This is a genomic window from Acinetobacter sp. V91_7, from assembly GCF_031799075.1.
In the GTDB taxonomy this organism is placed as follows: Bacteria; Pseudomonadota; Gammaproteobacteria; order Pseudomonadales; family Moraxellaceae; genus Acinetobacter; species Acinetobacter calcoaceticus.
Window position 1 is genome coordinate 98,576 of record NZ_JAVQNT010000045.1, and the last position, 17,179, is coordinate 115,754.

The 17,179-nt window shown below is 42.5% G+C and carries 16 protein-coding genes; 14 read left to right on the forward strand and 2 right to left on the reverse strand.

Annotation, left to right across the window (positions count from 1 at the left end):
• Positions 1–12: 12 nt before the first annotated feature.
• The 12 genes from RMB03_RS20090 (at position 13) to RMB03_RS20145 (ending at position 12,818) form a co-directional block, all read left to right on the forward strand.
• Positions 13–1,080 carry an aromatic ring-hydroxylating dioxygenase subunit alpha gene (locus tag RMB03_RS20090; protein WP_004641722.1) on the forward strand — a complete coding sequence of 356 codons (1,068 nt, stop codon included), beginning with the start codon at positions 13–15 and terminating at the stop codon, positions 1,078–1,080.
• Entirely contained in the window at positions 1,073–1,837 is a 765-nt protein-coding gene (locus tag RMB03_RS20095) for an SDR family oxidoreductase (RefSeq protein WP_017391727.1), read from the forward strand. The genes RMB03_RS20090 and RMB03_RS20095 overlap by 8 nt, the downstream gene beginning before the upstream one ends.
• Positions 1,838–1,848: 11 nt before the next feature.
• Complete coding sequence (locus RMB03_RS20100; protein WP_311077359.1) at positions 1,849–2,778, forward strand: VOC family protein; 930 nt, start codon at positions 1,849–1,851, stop codon at positions 2,776–2,778.
• A gap of 28 nt (positions 2,779–2,806) precedes the next feature.
• Positions 2,807–4,018 carry an FAD-dependent oxidoreductase gene (locus tag RMB03_RS20105; protein ID WP_311077360.1) on the forward strand — a complete coding sequence of 404 codons (1,212 nt, stop codon included), beginning with the start codon at positions 2,807–2,809 and terminating at the stop codon, positions 4,016–4,018.
• Between the two features lie 42 nt (positions 4,019–4,060).
• Complete coding sequence (locus RMB03_RS20110; protein WP_005042319.1) at positions 4,061–5,284, forward strand: MFS transporter; 1,224 nt, start codon at positions 4,061–4,063, stop codon at positions 5,282–5,284.
• A 23-nt stretch (positions 5,285–5,307) separates the two neighbouring features.
• Positions 5,308–5,829 (forward strand): cupin domain-containing protein, encoded by a 522-nt coding sequence (locus RMB03_RS20115; protein ID WP_003653112.1) that lies wholly within the window; start codon positions 5,308–5,310, stop codon positions 5,827–5,829.
• 36 nt (positions 5,830–5,865) lie between these two features.
• On the forward strand, positions 5,866–6,690 hold the full coding sequence (locus RMB03_RS20120) for an alpha/beta hydrolase (protein ID WP_311077361.1): 825 nt from the start codon (positions 5,866–5,868) through the stop codon (positions 6,688–6,690).
• A 15-nt stretch (positions 6,691–6,705) separates the two neighbouring features.
• Positions 6,706–7,500 carry an SDR family oxidoreductase gene (locus RMB03_RS20125; protein ID WP_311077362.1) on the forward strand — a complete coding sequence of 265 codons (795 nt, stop codon included), beginning with the start codon at positions 6,706–6,708 and terminating at the stop codon, positions 7,498–7,500.
• Between the two features lie 15 nt (positions 7,501–7,515).
• A complete protein-coding gene (locus tag RMB03_RS20130) occupies positions 7,516–8,307 on the forward strand; it encodes an aspartate dehydrogenase (RefSeq protein WP_003653106.1) in 792 nt (263 codons plus the stop codon).
• Positions 8,308–8,320: 13 nt separating this feature from the next.
• Positions 8,321–9,787 (forward strand): aldehyde dehydrogenase, encoded by a 1,467-nt coding sequence (locus tag RMB03_RS20135; protein WP_311077363.1) that lies wholly within the window; start codon positions 8,321–8,323, stop codon positions 9,785–9,787.
• A gap of 38 nt (positions 9,788–9,825) precedes the next feature.
• Positions 9,826–11,466: a thiamine pyrophosphate-binding protein gene (locus tag RMB03_RS20140; RefSeq protein WP_017388723.1), complete on the forward strand. Its 1,641-nt coding sequence runs from the start codon at positions 9,826–9,828 to the stop codon at positions 11,464–11,466.
• A 155-nt stretch (positions 11,467–11,621) separates the two neighbouring features.
• On the forward strand, positions 11,622–12,818 hold the full coding sequence (locus RMB03_RS20145) for a hypothetical protein (protein ID WP_005042309.1): 1,197 nt from the start codon (positions 11,622–11,624) through the stop codon (positions 12,816–12,818).
• Between the two features lie 61 nt (positions 12,819–12,879).
• Here RMB03_RS20145 and RMB03_RS20150 read toward each other — a convergent pair whose 3' ends face one another.
• A complete protein-coding gene (locus tag RMB03_RS20150; RefSeq protein WP_311077364.1) occupies positions 12,880–14,178 on the reverse strand; it encodes an MFS transporter in 1,299 nt (432 codons plus the stop codon).
• Between the two features lie 238 nt (positions 14,179–14,416).
• On the opposite strand from RMB03_RS20150, the gene def reads away from it, so the two are divergent.
• Positions 14,417–14,899: a peptide deformylase gene (gene def / locus RMB03_RS20155; RefSeq protein WP_311077365.1), complete on the forward strand. Its 483-nt coding sequence runs from the start codon at positions 14,417–14,419 to the stop codon at positions 14,897–14,899.
• A 177-nt stretch (positions 14,900–15,076) separates the two neighbouring features.
• On the forward strand, positions 15,077–16,399 hold the full coding sequence (locus RMB03_RS20160) for a glutaminase (protein WP_004641747.1): 1,323 nt from the start codon (positions 15,077–15,079) through the stop codon (positions 16,397–16,399).
• On the opposite strand, the gene RMB03_RS20165 is transcribed toward RMB03_RS20160, so the two are convergent.
• Complete coding sequence (locus tag RMB03_RS20165) at positions 16,366–17,154, reverse strand: helix-turn-helix transcriptional regulator (RefSeq protein WP_311077366.1); 789 nt, start codon at positions 17,152–17,154, stop codon at positions 16,366–16,368. The two genes, RMB03_RS20160 and RMB03_RS20165, sit on opposite strands and share 34 nt — an antisense overlap.
• Between the last annotated feature and the right edge of the window lie 25 nt (positions 17,155–17,179).

The window sequence follows — 17,179 nt, forward strand, 5'->3', positions numbered from 1 at the left end:
AGGAAGAATAAAATGAACGCAATCGTATCAGCTTCACAAAGCGCTGAAGAATATTTAGAACTCGGTTTACGTGATCAATGGCATCCAGTTTTAGCAAGTTGGGAAGTGGCTGCCAATCCGGTCGGAATTACCCGTTTGGGTGAAAACATTGTGGTTTGGCGTGATGCCGAAGGTCAGGTACACGCACTTGAAGACCGCTGTCCGCACCGTGGTGCTCGTCTTTCGTTAGGCTGGAACTTAGGTGATCGAGTTGCTTGTTGGTATCACGGTGTTGAAGTTCGTGCTGATGGTGTGGTTGCAGATGTTCCAGCCGTTCACGAATGCCCAATGACAGGAACCAAATGCTTAAAAAGCTATCCAGTTAGTGAACAGCATGGCGCAATTTTTATTTGGTTTGGTATCGACGCAAATGAACAGCCAAAACCGCTTGAGTTCCCAGAACAACTTGCAAGCGAAGAGTGGAGTGCGTTCCTTTGCCAAGCCGACTGGAAAGTAAACCATCAATACGCGATTGATAACGTGATGGACCCAATGCACGGTACATATTTACACGCGACATCACATTCGATGGCAGATGGTGAACGTACCGCAGAGATGAAGCACCGTACAACCGATAATGGCTTTGTTTTTGAAAAAGAAGGCCAAACGGGTGTGAACTTTGACTGGGTTGAATATGGTTCGACAGGTGCAAGTTGGTTACGTCTTTCAATTCCGTATCGTAAGCAATTTGGTCCAGGTGGCGAATTCTGGATCGTGGGTTATGCAACGCCAATTGATGCCAACAATACCCGCGTATTTTTCTGGCGCTGCCGTAAAGTAAGTGGCTGGCAACGCAATGTATGGCGTTTCTTATATCGCAATCACTTAGAACAGTTGCATTGGGATGTGTTGGAACAAGACCGCATTATTTTAGAAAACCTTGCACCAAATGCGCGTGAAAAAGAGTTCCTCTATCAACACGATGTGGGTCTTGCACGTTTACGCCGTTTAATGAAGAAAGAAGCTGAGAAGCAATTAAAGAAAATTGCTGCACTAAATGCATCAAACCGTATCGAGATGCAGGAAGAAGCTCATGGCTAATGTAGCGTTGTTGCAAGGCAAAAAAGTTTTAGTGACTGGTGCTGCACGTGGTTTAGGGCGAGATTTCGCTCAAGCGATTGCTGAAGCTGGTGCTGAGGTTGTAATGGCAGATATTTTGTCTGAGCTAGTTCAGCAAGAAGCACAAGAGTTACAGAAACAAGGACTTCATGTTCATGCGGTCACCGTTGACCTTGCCGATGCGACCTCGATTGAAAATGCGGTAGCAAAAAGTGTTGAGCTGTTAAAAGGGCTAGATGGCCTTGTAAACTGTGCGGCGCTTGCAACCAATGTAGGTGGAAAAAATATGATTGATTATGATCCTGAACTTTGGGATCGGGTCATGAATATTAATGTAAAAGGCACATGGCTAATTAGTAAGGCATGCGTTCCACACTTAAAGCAGTCAACTGCTGGCAAGATCATTAATGTTGCATCAGATACTGCTTTATGGGGGGCACCGAACCTGATGGCTTATGTGGCAAGTAAAGGTGCAATTTTTGCCATGACACGTTCGATGGCAAGAGAGTTGGGGCAGTTCAATATCTGTGTCAACACATTGTCTCCAGGTCTGACTTTGGTTGAAGCAACTGAATATGTACCGCAGGAACGTCACGATTTATATGTCAACGGAAGAGCGATTCAGCGTCAGCAACTTCCACAAGATTTAAATGGAACAGCATTGTATCTACTGTCGGATTTGTCCTCTTTTGTGACAGGTCAAAATATTCCGGTCAATGGCGGTTTTGTCTTTAACTAAGGAGTAGTCAAATGATTACAGGGATCGAGATTTTAAAGTTTGGAGTTGAAGATAGAGCCGCTTCAAACAAGTTTTTAGCAGATTTTGGTTTAAACCAAAGTGCTTCTGATATTGAAGGCACTGATTTATATCAGACTCAAAACGGTAGCAAGATTTATCTATTTAATTGTGATGATAACCGTTTGCCACCTGCGATTGAGCAAGGTTCAACTTTACGTGAAGTCACGTGGGGTGTTGATCATGCTCAAGACCTTGAAGACTTGGCAGGCCGCCTAGCCGATGTAAATGGTTTTAAGCGTTCTGAAAATACAGTTCAGTGCCTTGACCCAAATGGTATGACCATTCGTTTTGAACAAAGTTTTGTGAAAGATGTTCAAGAACTTAAAACGGAAGGCATTAACCAATACGGCAATATTCAACGTGTGAATGCGGCAAGTCCTGTCTATGAAAAAGGTCAACCTGTTGCGATTGGACATGTCGTGTTCTTCACACCAGATTTAGCAGCAACTGAAAATTTCTATATTGAAAAAGTAGGATTTCATTTGTCTGATGCCTACAAAAATCGTGGTGCATTCTTACGTTGCCGCGGTAAAGGTTATCACCATGATTTATTCTTGCTTAGTGTTCCAAATAAACCAGCTGGCCTAAATCATGTTGCTTTTGTCGTACGTGATATCCATGAGGTGATTGGGGGCGGTTTAAATATGAATCGTTCGGAGTGGTCAACTTTTATTGGGCCGGGACGTCACCCAATTTCTTCTGCTTATTTCTGGTACGTCAACTCGCCATTGGGTGGTGCATTTGAATATTACACCAACGATGATTATTTGACAGAAGAATGGCAGCCACGTGTAGAAGAACATCGTCTAGAGCTTTTCACCGAGTGGGCGATTGAGGGTGGTCTTGATGACACAACCCGCCGTCAGGTGAAGCCTGTTTAACAGGTATTGCTTTACAAGGAAGATGGCTATGGAAAAGATCGTAATTGTAGGTGCCGGACAGGCAGCGGGTTGGGCAGTAAGTACCTTACGCCAAAATGGTTATGTAGGCGAAATTCACGTGGTTTCAAATGAAGATCAAGTGTTTTATGAGCGCCCGCCACTGTCTAAGCAAGTACTTTCAAAAGAAGCAACTTATGAAAGTTTGAATTTGTTTTCTAATGAGCAGGTTCAAGAGTTCAACGTTCAATGGCACAAACCGGAAATTGCAACAAAAGTCGATCGTGAACAAAAACAGGTTCATTTAGAAAGTGGTCAGGTTTTGCCGTATGACAAATTGTTGATTGCAACTGGAAGCCGTGCACGTGTACCAGTCAATACATGGCAGTTCATTCCAAATGTTGTGACTTTACGTAATGTGCATGACTGTGAACGCTTAGCCGAAATTTTAAAGCATGCAAAAAATGTCGCTGTGATTGGCGGTGGTTGGATTGGTCTTGAAATTGCGGCAACTGCGCGTAAGCAAGGTAAAGAAGTTCATATTTTTGAATATGGCGACCGTTTATGTGCAAGAAGTGTGAGTCCTGAAGTCTCTGCATTTTTAAAAAATATGCATGAAACCCAAGGCACAAAAATTCATTTAGACAGCAAGAGCCTTCATCTGGTTGAAGCACCTCATCAGAAAGTTGAAGTGGTAAACCATCCACAAAATAGTCAGTTGTTTGACTGTGTGGTGGTGGGTGCGGGTGCGGAAATCGCTAAAGAGTTAGGTGTACACGCTGGTCTCGATGTGAAAGATGGCATTGTGGTGAACTGCTTTGGACAAACTTCAGATCAACACATTTATGCCGCAGGCGATGTCGCGATTCATCCGAGTTTGGGCTATTGCATTCAGTCTTGGGCAAATGCACAAAATCAGGCAATTGCCGCAGCGAAGTCGATGCTGGGTATTGAAACTGAATATACCGATATTCCATGGTTATGGTCTGATCAATACCACTTTAATATCCAGATATTAGGTACATATCAACCTGAAAAAACGAAAGAGTTAGTGATTCGCCAAGGTGGTGAAGATCAGGTGAGTTATCTATATCTGGACCATGAAAATCGTTTGCTCAACATGATTGCCATTAATGATTCTAAACTGGTCAAACTGGCAAAACGTTGGATGCAAGCCAACACTGTTTTAGACCCAAAACTGTTAGAAGATTCTGAATTTAATGTCATGAAGTTAAAACCGTAAACATTAAATCTGGTTCTCATTACCAAATCGAAGGAATGACACATGAGTAATGAAGAAAAAAGTGGATTAAAGCATTGGGTACCTGCTTTTGTCCTTATGGTGTGTGTGGTACTGGCATTTTTCGACAAGATTAGTATTGCGGTTTTATTTTCAGATCCTCATTTCCAAAGTGCAATGGGAATTGCTGAAGATAAGGCCAAACTGGGATGGCTCATGACAAGTTTCTTACTTGCTTATGGTTTTTCATCAGTCTTTCTAAGCTTTTTGGGCGACATCTTTAACCCAAAGAAAATGCTGTTTTGGAGTGTAACTTCATGGGGGTTACTCATGTTTTGCATGGGGTTCACCACCAGTTATTCAGGCATGTTGATTTTACGCGTGCTGTTAGGTTTGGCAGAAGGTCCATTGTTTGCCTTGGCTTATACCATTGTAAAACAGACATATACAGACCGTCAGCAAGCACGTGCTTCAACCATGTTCCTACTTGGAACGCCGATTGGTGCATTCCTTGGGTTCCCAATCACTGCAAATGTTTTAGCACACCATGACTGGCACACCACTTTTTTTGTGATGGCTGGGTTAACGCTAATCGCTATTTTCAGCATTGTTTTCGGTTTGCGTAATTTGCAACTTAAGAAAACTGTCGAAATTGAAGGCGAGAGCAAACGTACCAATTTCAAAGGCCATATTGCCAATACCAAAATACTTTTGAGCAATAGAGCATTCTGGCTGGTATGTCTCTTCAACATTGCATTGATGACGTATTTATGGGGCTTAAACAGCTGGGTTCCTTCTTACTTAATGCAAGACAAAGGCTTCAACCTCAAAGAATTTGGAATGTATTCAAGCTTTCCATTCATTGCCATGTTAATTGGCGAAATCATCGGTGCGTTTTTATCTGACAAGTTGGGTCGCCGTGCAATTCAAGTCTTTAGCGGCTTATTACTCGCAGGTATTTTCATGTATGTGATGGTCATCATGACCGAGCCATTATTGATTATTGCAGCGATGTCTTTAAGTGCGATGGCTTGGGGTTTTGGAGTGGCCGCTGTATTTGCTCTGCTTGCAAAAGTAACGACCTCAAATGTAGGGGCGACTGCGGGCGGAATATTTAACGGTTTGGGTAATTTTGCAAGTGCAATTGCACCTGTACTTATCGGTTACATCGTGATGCAAACACATAGTTTTAATTTGGGAATTACCTTCTTGGCTGCTGTCGCTGTCATTGGGTCATTTTTCTTGGTTCCTCTTTTAAAACGATATTAATTCACTGTATAGGAGTTTAAAAAATGACTACACAACAATTCGAATCGTGGGCACAACCAGAAAATTCTTCTTTAGAAGATTGGTTAAACACGCGTATTGCTCGCTTTGAGACACGTAAATATGACTTTGAGGCTTTGAAGTTCCAAGCTGATTACGACCCGAAATATCGCCGTGCTCAAATGCGTTATATGGGAACGGGCGCAACAGGTGTTGCAAATGACGGTAACACTGTACCAGCAGAAAACTTTACGTTTTCGACCATGGTGTTGCCACCTCAGTGTGAAGGTCCTTTACACATTCACCACGACGTTGAAGAAGTTTTCTTTATGCTCCGCGGCGAAATTGATTTGTTCATTGAGCACAACGGCGAAAAATTCGAAACCCGTTTAAAAGAGCGTGACCTGATTTCAATTCCACCGGGAATTTACCGTGGTCTATTTAACCCAGGTCAAGAAGATGCCTTGATGTGCGTAATGTTAGGAACAGGTAAACCGACGATTCCTAACTATCCACCAGAGCATCCATTGTCTCAAATCAAACGTTAATCGTTTGATGATGTGAGTTAAGGGAAAGGAATAAAAATGATGACACTCATTGAAAAGTTAGCAGAATTTCCGGTTAAAACGGTGACTGTGCAAGGCCAGCAACAAGCATATCGAGAAGCCGGTCAGGGCGAATACCTCGTGCTGTTACATGGCATTAGTTCAGGTTCTGCTTCTTGGGTGAACCAACTTCAAGTGCTGTCTCATCATTTTCATGTCATTGCCTGGGACGCACCGGGCTATGGCAAATCAGATGAACTTTTAACTGATCAGCCGAATGCTACCGATTATGCAAAGCGTTTGGCAGCGCTGTTTGAAGTTTTAAAAATTGAAAAAGCAATTGTTGTTGGCCACTCATTAGGCGCCTTACAGGCGAGTGCATTTGCTGCACTTTACCCAGAGCGAGTAGAGCATTTGGTGATCGCCAATTTGGCTCAAGGCTACCAACGTCAAGACGAACAAACACAAATTCAGGTTTTTGAAAAAAGACCAAAAATGTTGAAAGAGTTAGGCGCTAAAGGTATGGCAGAAAGCCGTGGGCCTCATTTGATTTATAAACAAGAACCACAAGCCTTGGCTTTAGTTTCAGAGGTGATGCAGCAGTTGACCCTACAGGGATTCACCCATGCATCGTACTTACTCGCATATGACGAAATACGTAATTATTTAACAGATTTACAAGTCCCATGCACAGTGATTGCAGGGCAGCAAGATCAAATCACTCCTGCGTTAGGTATACAAGAGCTTGCTCAGGAATTGCAGTTGGAACAGCACTACATCATCCAAGATGCAGGACATCTAAGTTATGTCGACCAACCGCAAGCATTTAACCAAATTATGTTGACGATTCAGGAACAATCGTAAGAGAGATTAAGGATTATGAGCTTCCAAGTTGAAGGAAAAGTTGCAGTTGTTACGGGTGGCTCCTCTGGGATTGGGCTGGCTGCTGTTGAAATACTGGTTGCAGAGGGTGCAAAAGTAGCTTGGTGTGGTCGCGATGAAGAGCGTTTGAATGCGTCAAAATTCTATATTTTAGAGAAGTATCCGCATGCCAATATTTTTACCAAAGCATGTAATGTGTTGAAAAAAGAAGAAGTTCAACAATTTGCCAAAGACGTAAAACTCAATTTGGGCAATGTTGATATGCTCATTAACAATGCTGGACAAGGCCGCGTTTCAAACTTTGAAAATACGCAAGATGAAGACTGGATGAAAGAAATTGAGCTGAAGTATTTCAGTGTTTTACATCCGGTTCGGGCTTTTCTTGAAGATTTAAAACACTCTGCAAATGCTTCAATTACCAATGTGAACTCGTTACTGGCGTTACAACCAGAGCCACACATGATTGCCACTTCATCAGCACGAGCGGCGTTGTTGAATCTGACACATTCTTTGGCTCACGAGTTTACTCAGTATGGTGTTCGTGTGAACTCGATTTTACTGGGCATGGTCGAGTCTGCGCAGTGGAAACGCCGTTATGAAACTCGCTCAGACTTAAACCAGTCATGGAAAGAATGGACAGGCAATATTGCTAAAAACCGCGGTATTCCAATGCAGCGTTTAGGCCGTCCTGAAGAACCTGCTCGTGCTTTAGTTTTCTTGGCATCCCCATTGGCATCGTACACCACAGGTGAGGCACTCGATGTCTCAGGTGGTTTTAATAAACATTTATAAATATCAGGTGCTGTCATGAAAAAGTTGATGATGATTGGTTTTGGCGCAATGGCAGCAGAAGTGCATGCACACTTGCCTCAAGATTTGCAACTGAAATGGATTGTCGTGCCGTCTCGTAGCGTTGAAAAAGTTCAATCACAAGTGTCTTCAGAGATTCAGGTGATTTCAGATATTGAGCAATGTGATGGTGCGCCAGACTATGTCATTGAGGTGGCAGGTCAAGCAGCTGTGAAAGAACATGCTCAAAAGGTTTTAGCGAAAGGCTGGACCATAGGCCTGATTTCGGTTGGAACTTTAGCTGATAGTGATTTTCTGATTCAACTCAAACAAACAGCTGAAGAAAATAATGCCCATCTGCATTTACTCGCAGGTGCCATTGCTGGCATTGACGGTATTTCAGCAGCCAAAGAAGGTGGCTTGCAAAAAGTAACTTACAAAGGCTGTAAAAGTCCAAAAAGCTGGAAGGGCAGTTATGCAGAGCAATTGGTCGATTTAGACCATGTGACTGAAGCTACAGTCTTTTTTACCGGAACTGCTCGTGAAGCTGCCATGAAATTTCCGGCAAATGCCAACGTCGCTGCAACGATTGCACTTGCTGGACTTGGAATGGATGAAACCATGGTCGAGTTAACAGTTGATCCAACAATCAACAAAAACAAGCACACCATCGTGGCAGAAGGTGGCTTTGGGCAAATGACCATTGAACTGGTTGGCGTGCCGTTAGCAAGTAACCCGAAAACATCAACTTTGGCTGCGCTTAGCGTGATTCGTGCTTGTCGCAACAGTGTAGAAGCAATACAGATTTAAGAAGGATTTGATCATGGCAAAGGAAATTTATATTGCAGGTGAATGGCGTTTGGGCCGCGGTGCGGTCATCCAAAGCCTGTTTCCGGCAGATCAGTCTGTCAATGCAGAAATTTCGACTGCAACGCTTGAAGATGTGAATGAAGCGATTGAAAAGGCTGATCAGGCTTGGCGTCAACCAAGCTGGAGAAATAGCTTGCCCCATGAGCGCGCACGTATTCTTTACAAGGTTGCAGACATTATTGAAGCACGTGTAGATGAATTAGCAAAATTACAAACACGCGATAACGGTAAGCCTTTAACCGAAACTCGTGGTTTGGTGATGAGCGCTGCGGCAACCGCACGTTATGTTGCAGCGGCTTGTGAAACGCTGAATGATGAGTTAACCACTCAACGTGCTCCAGACTTTATGACCATGAGCGTGCATGAACCTGTAGGCGTTGTGGCAGCAATTACACCTTGGAACTCTCCAATTGCAAGTGAAGTTCAAAAGCTTGCTCCAGCTTTAGCAGCCGGAAATGCTGTGGTGTTAAAACCAGCAGAAGCAACTTCATTGATTGCTTTAGAACTTGCCAAAATTTTTGAAGAAGCAGGTTTACCAAAAGGCTTACTCAGTGTGTTAGTTGGTCGTGGTTCGGTAATTGGGGATGCAATTGCTCAACATCCATTGGTTCGTAAAATCTCTTTTACAGGAGGAACAACCACGGGCCGTCATTTAGCACATATTGCTGCGGACAAACTCATTACCACATCGCTTGAGTTAGGTGGCAAGTCACCAACAATCGTTCTGCCAGATGCTGATGTGGAACTCGCTGCCAAAGGCGTAGCGTACGGTATTTTTAGTTCGGCAGGCCAAGCGTGTATCGCAGGTTCTCGCTTGTTTATTCATAGCAGTCTTTACGATCAGTTTTTAACGCGTCTGGTTGAGATTACCAAAGGCTTACGCGTGGGCCATCCTGAACAGGCTGGTGTGCATTTAGGGCCACTCGTAAATGACAAACATTTGCAGTCGGTTGATCGCTATGTGCAGCTTGCTAAAAGCGAAGGTGGTCAAGTTTTAGTGGGTGGCGAATCATTAACCACTGGTGACTATGCCAAAGGCAGTTATTACTTACCCACCATTATTACGGGTTTAAGTAACAGTGCCCAAACCTGTCAGGAAGAAATTTTTGGCCCTGTTTTAGTCGTCATGAAATATGACAACGAACAAGATTTGATTGCTCAAGCCAATGACAGTTGTTTTGGTCTTGCAGCTGGCATTTGGACTGAAAGCTACCGTAAAGCTTGGCGTATTGCCCGTGTGTTAGAAGTGGGAACCGTGTGGATTAATACCTACAAAAAGTTCTCGATTAGTGCGCCGTTTGGTGGCTTTAAAGACAGTGGTATCGGGCGCGAAAAAGGCCGTTTGGGCATTTTATCGTACATGCAGCAAAAGAGTATTTATATGGGGCTGAATGAACAGCCTAACCCTTGGTGCGATTAATAGATTCAAGGACTGAAAACAAATTTTGAGGAACAGACATGACTGAACGTGTAAATGTAGGCGAAGCAATCGCAAGAGTTTTAGAAGCGCACCAAGTTGATAGTATTTATGGTGTTATTTCCATTCACAATTTACCTATTGCCGACGCAGTAGGACGCCGTGAAAAAATGCGCTTTGTAGCAGCGCGTGGTGAAGCGGGTGCGGTAACTATGGCAGATGCACACTCACGCTTTAAAGGCTTGGGTGTAGCACTGACCAGTACTGGTGCTGGCGCTGGCAATGCGGTGGGTTCACTGATTGAAGCGATGAATGCGGGTAGTCCTGTATTGCATTTAACAGGTCAGGTTGAACGCGAATATCTTGACCGTGATGCAAGTTTCATCCATGAAACCAAAGATCAACTTACGTTTTTACGCGCATCAAGCAAAGCAGCATTTCGTATTACAAGTCCAGACAATGCAGTGGGCGTAATCCGTGAAGCCATCCGTGTGGCAACCACTGTTCCAATGGGGCCAGTAAGTGTTGAATTGCCAATTGATGTACAAGCGGCAGAAATTGATTTGCCACTTAACCTTGGGCCAGTCAAAGCATTGCAATTGCCACAAGCTGATCAAGCTGAAATTGATCTTCTTGTAAGTGAAATCAAAAAAGCAAAACGCCCAATTTTCTGGATTGGCGGTGGAACTTTAAATAGTGTTGCCGAAGTTAAAGCAATTGCAGATTTAGGTATTCCAGTTGTGTCATCTACACACGGTCGTGGTGTATTGGCAGATGATCATCCACGTAGTTTAGGTGCATTCCACAACTCGGCAGCAGTTGAGCAGTTATTAAAAGATGCTGACTTAATGGTTGTATTGGGTTCTCGTTTACGTAGTAATGAAACCAAAACTTATTCAGTTGAGTTCCCTGAAAACATTATTCAGGTTGATGCTAACCCAGTGGCTCAGCAACGTAATTACAAAATTCGCAACTTCATTTGTGGCGATGCCAAAGATGTCTTAACACGTGTGTTGGAACAGCTTCAAGGTACTTCAAAAGTTGATGCCGATTACGATGCGGCTGTAGTTGCTGCAAAACAAGCTGCAATTGATGCACTGCGTAAGCAAATCGACCAATACGCTTTAATTTGTGATCACTTGCGTGCAGCTTTACCTCAAGACGGCATTTTTGTACGTGACATCACCATGTCAGGTAGTACATGGGGCAGCCGTTTATTCCCTGTACAAGCACCAAACCAAAACATTCACTCACTCGCTGGTGCAATTGGTTTAGGTCTTGCAACTGCAATTGGTGCTTCGGTTGCTAACCCTGACAAAAAAGTGATTGGTTTGGTAGGCGATGGCGGCTTAATGCTTGGCATTGGGGAAATTGCAACCATGGTGCAAGAAAACACCAACATGGTCTTAATGATTATGAATGACGGTGGTTATGGTGTAATGCGTGGCATTCAAAACAACTACTTTGGTGGTCGTCAGTATTTCAATGAATTGCATACACCAGACTACAAACTTCTCGGCGAATCTATGGGTGTGAAGAGCTGGAAAGTCGGTAGTGCAGATGAGTTTAAAACTGTCATTCAAGAGGCGGTTGCATTTGAAGGACCAACGGTAATTGAGCTCGATATGAACTCGATTGGACCATTAAACTTTGCGGGTCCACCGCAAAAGAAACTGTATTAACCAGTTTGGATGGTTTAGTACATATGCGATGGGAGCTGCTAAGCCATCCTTTTTTTAGATATATTTTTTTATCTAAAAAACAATAAAAACGAAGTTTTACAGGTAAAACAAGTAAAGTTCCAGCAGGATGCTGGAACTCAATCAAGGATGTAGAGATGAAAAAGACTTCATTGATCATGGCATTCATTGCACCACTCGCTATGGGGATGAGTGCAAGTGCGTTTGCAAAAGACTCATTACTTGAATGGAAAAGTGATGATGGAACTGACTCATTAAAGTTAGGTGGGGTGGTTCGGTTAAATCAGCGCTATGAAGATTGGGAAGGGCCAAACCGTGGTTTTGGTAAGCTCTATTTTGATATTTTCAGGGTAGATCTAAAAGGTAAGTTTGATGATGCGTACATCAATGCCAGCTATTTGTTTCAAGACCAACAGAAAACCTCAATTGAAAAAGCATATGTCGGCTATAACCTAGATGCCAATAACAGTATTGAAGCAGGTTTGGTCTATAAGCCATTTACCATTTATCCATATCCGCAAAATGGCTGGACCTATCACATTCCATTCTTTTTAGGTTATGGCAACAATATTGCACCGGGACTTAACTGGAATTATCACGACAAAGATTGGGATGTAAAGCTCGGTTATTACCCGCAAATGCTAGAGACCAATTTGCGTTATTCACCTGAAAGTGCAACTTATGATGACTTAGCAGGAAATGCGTTTCCATCTCAAAAGGCCTACCAGAATGAAAAGCGAAATCAGTTTAATACCCGCATTGTGCGTAAGTTAGAAACTGATTTTGGTAAACAAGAGGTCGGTGTGTCGGGTGCGATTGCCCAGTTACATAACAAAGTCACCGATAAAGATGGCAAGTATTATGCGGTTGGTTTGCATACCGACAACAACTACAAGCGCTTTAACTTACAAAGTTCAGTCATTCACTATCAATACGACGCTAAAAATCCGGACGGTGTAAATAGTGATATGACTTTAATGGGCAATAACGGTTTTACACCTGCCTATTTCATCGCTTCGGAAGGAACGATTGCCAGTTTAAACCTTGCCTACACTTTACCTGTCACTAACATGGGCAAGCTAAAAGCCATTAAGTTTTATAATGACTATAGCTATCTCGATAAAAAACGTGATGATTGGTCAGATTCGCAAATGAACACTACAGGTATGATGTTTATTGCTTCGCCATTTATGGTTTGGGCAGATTACACGTGGGGCAAAAATTCCAATATCATTGGTGGGGCGACCAACTCAACGGGTTATACCTCTGCTACTTCGCCAAACAGCGACAAATGGTTATACCGTATTAACTTTAATATCGGCTTTACTTTCTAAAGTGAACAAGATTAAAAAACCACGCAACTGGCGTGGTTTTTTATTTAATAGATAAGCTCTTTTAATATCTGGACTTTTCAAACTTATTCCAAAATACAAATGCAGTCACAAAGGCCAAAATGGTGAGCGCAAAAATATAATACATCGCACCGATATCACTATATTGACTAAGCCAATGGACTAAAGGCAACGTCATACCGCCAACAATTGCATAAGATAAATTATAAGAAAATGAAATGCCCGAGAAGCGAACGGGTGCAGGGAACATTTTAACCATGCTGCTCGACACCATACCAACAGTACCTGAGCAAAGACCCAACAGCATATATAAGCCAAAAATGGTTGAATGTGCTGCGTGGCCTAAACTGTTATAAAAAACTGCTGCTGTGAGTGCCACGGCAAGGGCACCTACCATCATGACTTTGCCACAGCCAAAACGATCAGCAAAATAGCCTGCCAAAATACAACCCACCATTTGCATGACAATGGCTGCACTTTGCATTTCAAAAGTCTGAGCACGTTCAAAACCAAATGAACCAATCAATAAATTTGGCATGGCTAAAATCACCACCACCACACAGCCTGTCAAAAACCATGTAAATAACATTCCAATAACAACGGCTGTTTTATGTGTTTTTAACACTTGTTTAACCGGCATTTCTTTTGAGATTTCTTTACGTGCCTGCATTGCTTTAAACACAGGTGTTTCTTTTAAATAAGTCCGTAAATAAAGTGCGACCAGACCAAAAATACCGCCGGCAATAAACGGTATACGCCAAGCCCAGTCATGGATTTGTCCCTCACTAAAATTCAGCGAAATCCATAAAGACATCAGTGCCCCCAATAAAATTCCTAAAGACAGTCCGGCAGTTAATAAACCATTGGCCAGTCCAATTTTTCTTTCGGGAACATGTTCAGACACAAATGTCCAAGCGGCGGGAATTTCACCCCCAATTGCAATACCTTGCACCACACGCATGAGTAATAAAAGCAGCGGCGCTAAATAACCAATATTTTCAAAAGTAGGCAAAATCCCGATAAACAGAGTAGGCAGGGCCATCAGTAAAATAGAAAGCGAAAATAGTTTTTTCCGCCCGAGTAGATCGCCAAAATGGGCCATTACAACCCCACCTAACGGCCTAAAAAAGTAACCTGCTGCAAAAATTCCATAAGTATTGAGCATGGCCCAAAATGGACTAAGCGTACTTGGGAAAAAGAGGTCGGAAATGATTTTGGCGTAGAACACATAAATCACAAAATCGTAAAACTCTAAAGCGCCACCGAGTGAAGAAAGGGCGAGGGTTCGTTTATCTTCTTTATTCAGATAGTTCGCATCCTGCAACGTTAATTCTTGATCCATTTTTTACTTAATTGTTGTAATCGAAGCTTGGATATTAATGGAAAAGTGAATTAAAAGTAAATGGAGGAAATTTGTGCTATAGATGAGTGTAGATTGGGTTAACCAAGAAAAGACAAAACGGTTTAAAACTAAAAACGCTTTAGATTAAACAAAAACAGATGTAGGAATGGCTTTTCTTTTGAGCCGTTCAGCGACACAATAAAACTTGTCATAGCTAGTTTAATGAGAGATTCAAGGGATGAGTGTAGTTTTACCTGTAGCTAAGCGCGGTGAAGAAATTTTAAAACTGATTGCTGCACCTGTCTCATCTAGTGAGCTGAACAGTGATTGGCTTTATGGGCTTGCAGCCGCCATGCATGCCACTATGCTTGAACGTAATGGTGTAGGAATTGCTGCACCTCAAGTCTATATCTCTAAACGAGTCATTATTGTGGCTTCTCGACCAAACCCGCGCTATCCCGATGCACCTGAAATGGATGCGATAGTGATGGTGAATCCTGAAATTTTAGAGTTTTCGAATGAAACCCTCTTAGGTGAAGAAGGCTGCTTAAGCGTGCCAGATGAACGTGGACAAGTTGAACGTGCAGAAATGGTAAAGGTTAAATATTCAACACTTCAGGGTGAATTCGTTGAAACGATTTTTCACGGTTTTCCTGCTCGTATTGTTCAACATGAAGTCGATCATTTAAATGGAGTGTTATTTGTAGAAAGAATAATCTAATCTTCTGTTTAAAGTTTTGAAAAAGGTATAATGAGCTTGAAATAAAGAAGTCAACGGAATTACAATACTTATATCGTGATTTTTAATTCATTCAAAAAGTATAATTTTAATATTATCAGCAGGTTGTGCTGAAAAATTGCTCTAAAGCGCAAATCTCCTCATTTAAGGTTACGGACCATGAAAACCCCTCTCCCAGATTATTTGGCAAATGTGATAGAAGCCTGTGAGGTAGATAATAGCGGGCATCTAGCTGACTATATTCCAGAGTTGGCAAATGCAAATCCAGACCGATTGGCTTTGGCAATGTCTACGGTAGATGGTGAAATTTATTCGATCGGCGATGATGATACTGAATTCACCATACAGTCAATTTCTAAACCATTTGTATATGCTTATGTTTTACAACAGCTTGGCATTGATGCGGTACTCGCTAAAGTAGGGGTGGAGCCTTCAGGAGAAGCTTTCAATGAAATTTCATTGGGTAAAGATGGCCGTCCGAAAAACCCGATGATCAACTCTGGCGCAATTACTGTACATTCATTGATTCAGGTCAAACATGGTCTACATAGTGCAGAAATTCTACGCCGTTTTATGAGCGAGCTTGCTGGTCGAGAATTAAGTTTTGATGAGTCTGTTTACGATTCGGAAGTCAAAACAGCCTATCGTAATCTTTCGATCGGTTATATGTTGCGAACTGTCGGAATTTTAGAAACTGATCCAGTCGATATTGTGAATGGTTACATTCGTCAATGTGCAATCATGGTTACAGTTAAAGATCTGGTACGTATGGGCAGTGTACTTGCCAATGGTGGGGTCGACCCTAAAACCGGAAAACGCTTATTGAACCGATCTGTAGTGAGACAAGTACTCAGTGTCATGATGAGCTGTGGTATGTATGATGCCGCAGGTGACTGGCTTTCAACTGTAGGTATTCCTGCTAAAAGTGGTGTAGCTGGCGGTATTTTGGGTGTGCTGCCGGGTCAGGTCAGTATTGCTGCTTTTTCACCTCGACTAGATGAGCATGGTCATAGTATTCGAGGTATCGATATTTTAGAACGATTATCTCGTGACATGGGATTACATCTCATGGAAGGTACACCTTCTGCACAAACCATTGTACAAAGCCATTACCGTACAGGAAAAGATGCGTCATTAAGTGTGTATGTGCTTCGAGGTGTATTGAAATTTACCGAAGCTGAAATGTTGTTGCGTATTTTACAAGACGAGACAACTGATCAAAGCACAATCGTGATTGATTTGACCCAGATTTCGCTTATCCATGATGTGGGTAAACGTATGTTTTTAGAAGGTGTAGATCGTCTGATTGATGATGGTCATACACTCGTTTTGGTTGATCCAGAACAGCGTTTAGATCATGCGAGAACCGGTAAAGATCGAGAACTCCATGTCTATCATGATTTCGATGATTTGCTCGAAAAGCATGACTTACCCGCAAAAAAAAAGACTTATAACGACATCGCGGCACTTCTAAATTGCTGAGGTGTTTTTCCGAGATGTCGTTTAAACATCGCACTGAATGCACTGGGGTTGTTATACCCCAGTGACTCGGAAATTTGAGCAATAGATTCACCATTCGCGATTTTACTCAAGGCAAGTGCGATATGCATTTGCTGGACCCATGCCCGATAAGACAACCCAGTTTCTTTTTGGAACATGCGCATTAGGGTTCTCGAACTCGCGCCAATATCATCAGCCCAATCTGTTAAATCTTTTGAGTGATTAGGCGCGTGTAATAACGCTTGGCAAATTTTTAATAATCGTTTGTCTTTTGGCCAAGGAATTTGGATAGGCAACAAATTGGCCCGATGAATTTCTTCAAAAATCAAAATTTGTAAAGAACGGGAAAGCTCTTGAGAGGTGACAATATTTGGAGTCTCCTCTTGTTCAATTTCGTTTAAACGAATCAAAAGCTCATGCAACAGGTTGCTCACCCGAATAATAAAGCAATGTTGCCCCATTAAAGCAGCTGCATTTACTTCAACCAATGCTGTATTTAACTTAACGTGACTCAGTGAAATGACACTATGCTCGACATGGGTAGGAATCCATAACGCACACATGGGCGGCACAATCCAGACATTGTTGGGTGTAAACACCTGAATGTTTCCTGTAGACGCATATAAAAACTGAGCGCGGGTATGCGTATGAGTCGGCGTGATTTCTCGGTAGGCATGCTCGGAAGATAGCCCAATCACAAGTTCAGACAAATCAGACTGAATAAGAGAATCGGACATAATCTATTCTAAAAATTGTCACTTA

Bases quoted from the DNA above. Each gene is read 5' to 3' on its own strand.
- RMB03_RS20105 (WP_311077360.1), top strand. From the start codon at position 2,807: ATGGAAAAGATCGTAATTGTAGGTGCCGGACAGGCAGCGGGTTGGGCA.
- RMB03_RS20165 (WP_311077366.1), bottom strand. From the start codon at position 17,154: ATGTCCGATTCTCTTATTCAGTCTGATTTGTCTGAACTTGTGATTGGG.
- RMB03_RS20090 (WP_004641722.1), top strand. From the start codon at position 13: ATGAACGCAATCGTATCAGCTTCACAAAGCGCTGAAGAATATTTAGAA.
- RMB03_RS20130 (WP_003653106.1), top strand. From the start codon at position 7,516: ATGAAAAAGTTGATGATGATTGGTTTTGGCGCAATGGCAGCAGAAGTG.
- RMB03_RS20145 (WP_005042309.1), top strand. From the start codon at position 11,622: ATGAAAAAGACTTCATTGATCATGGCATTCATTGCACCACTCGCTATG.
- RMB03_RS20140 (WP_017388723.1), top strand. From the start codon at position 9,826: ATGACTGAACGTGTAAATGTAGGCGAAGCAATCGCAAGAGTTTTAGAA.
- RMB03_RS20095 (WP_017391727.1), top strand. From the start codon at position 1,073: ATGGCTAATGTAGCGTTGTTGCAAGGCAAAAAAGTTTTAGTGACTGGT.
- def (WP_311077365.1), top strand. From the start codon at position 14,417: ATGAGTGTAGTTTTACCTGTAGCTAAGCGCGGTGAAGAAATTTTAAAA.
- RMB03_RS20115 (WP_003653112.1), top strand. From the start codon at position 5,308: ATGACTACACAACAATTCGAATCGTGGGCACAACCAGAAAATTCTTCT.
- RMB03_RS20100 (WP_311077359.1), top strand. From the start codon at position 1,849: ATGATTACAGGGATCGAGATTTTAAAGTTTGGAGTTGAAGATAGAGCC.
- RMB03_RS20120 (WP_311077361.1), top strand. From the start codon at position 5,866: ATGATGACACTCATTGAAAAGTTAGCAGAATTTCCGGTTAAAACGGTG.
- RMB03_RS20135 (WP_311077363.1), top strand. From the start codon at position 8,321: ATGGCAAAGGAAATTTATATTGCAGGTGAATGGCGTTTGGGCCGCGGT.
- RMB03_RS20150 (WP_311077364.1), bottom strand. From the start codon at position 14,178: ATGGATCAAGAATTAACGTTGCAGGATGCGAACTATCTGAATAAAGAA.
- RMB03_RS20160 (WP_004641747.1), top strand. From the start codon at position 15,077: ATGAAAACCCCTCTCCCAGATTATTTGGCAAATGTGATAGAAGCCTGT.
- RMB03_RS20125 (WP_311077362.1), top strand. From the start codon at position 6,706: ATGAGCTTCCAAGTTGAAGGAAAAGTTGCAGTTGTTACGGGTGGCTCC.
- RMB03_RS20110 (WP_005042319.1), top strand. From the start codon at position 4,061: ATGAGTAATGAAGAAAAAAGTGGATTAAAGCATTGGGTACCTGCTTTT.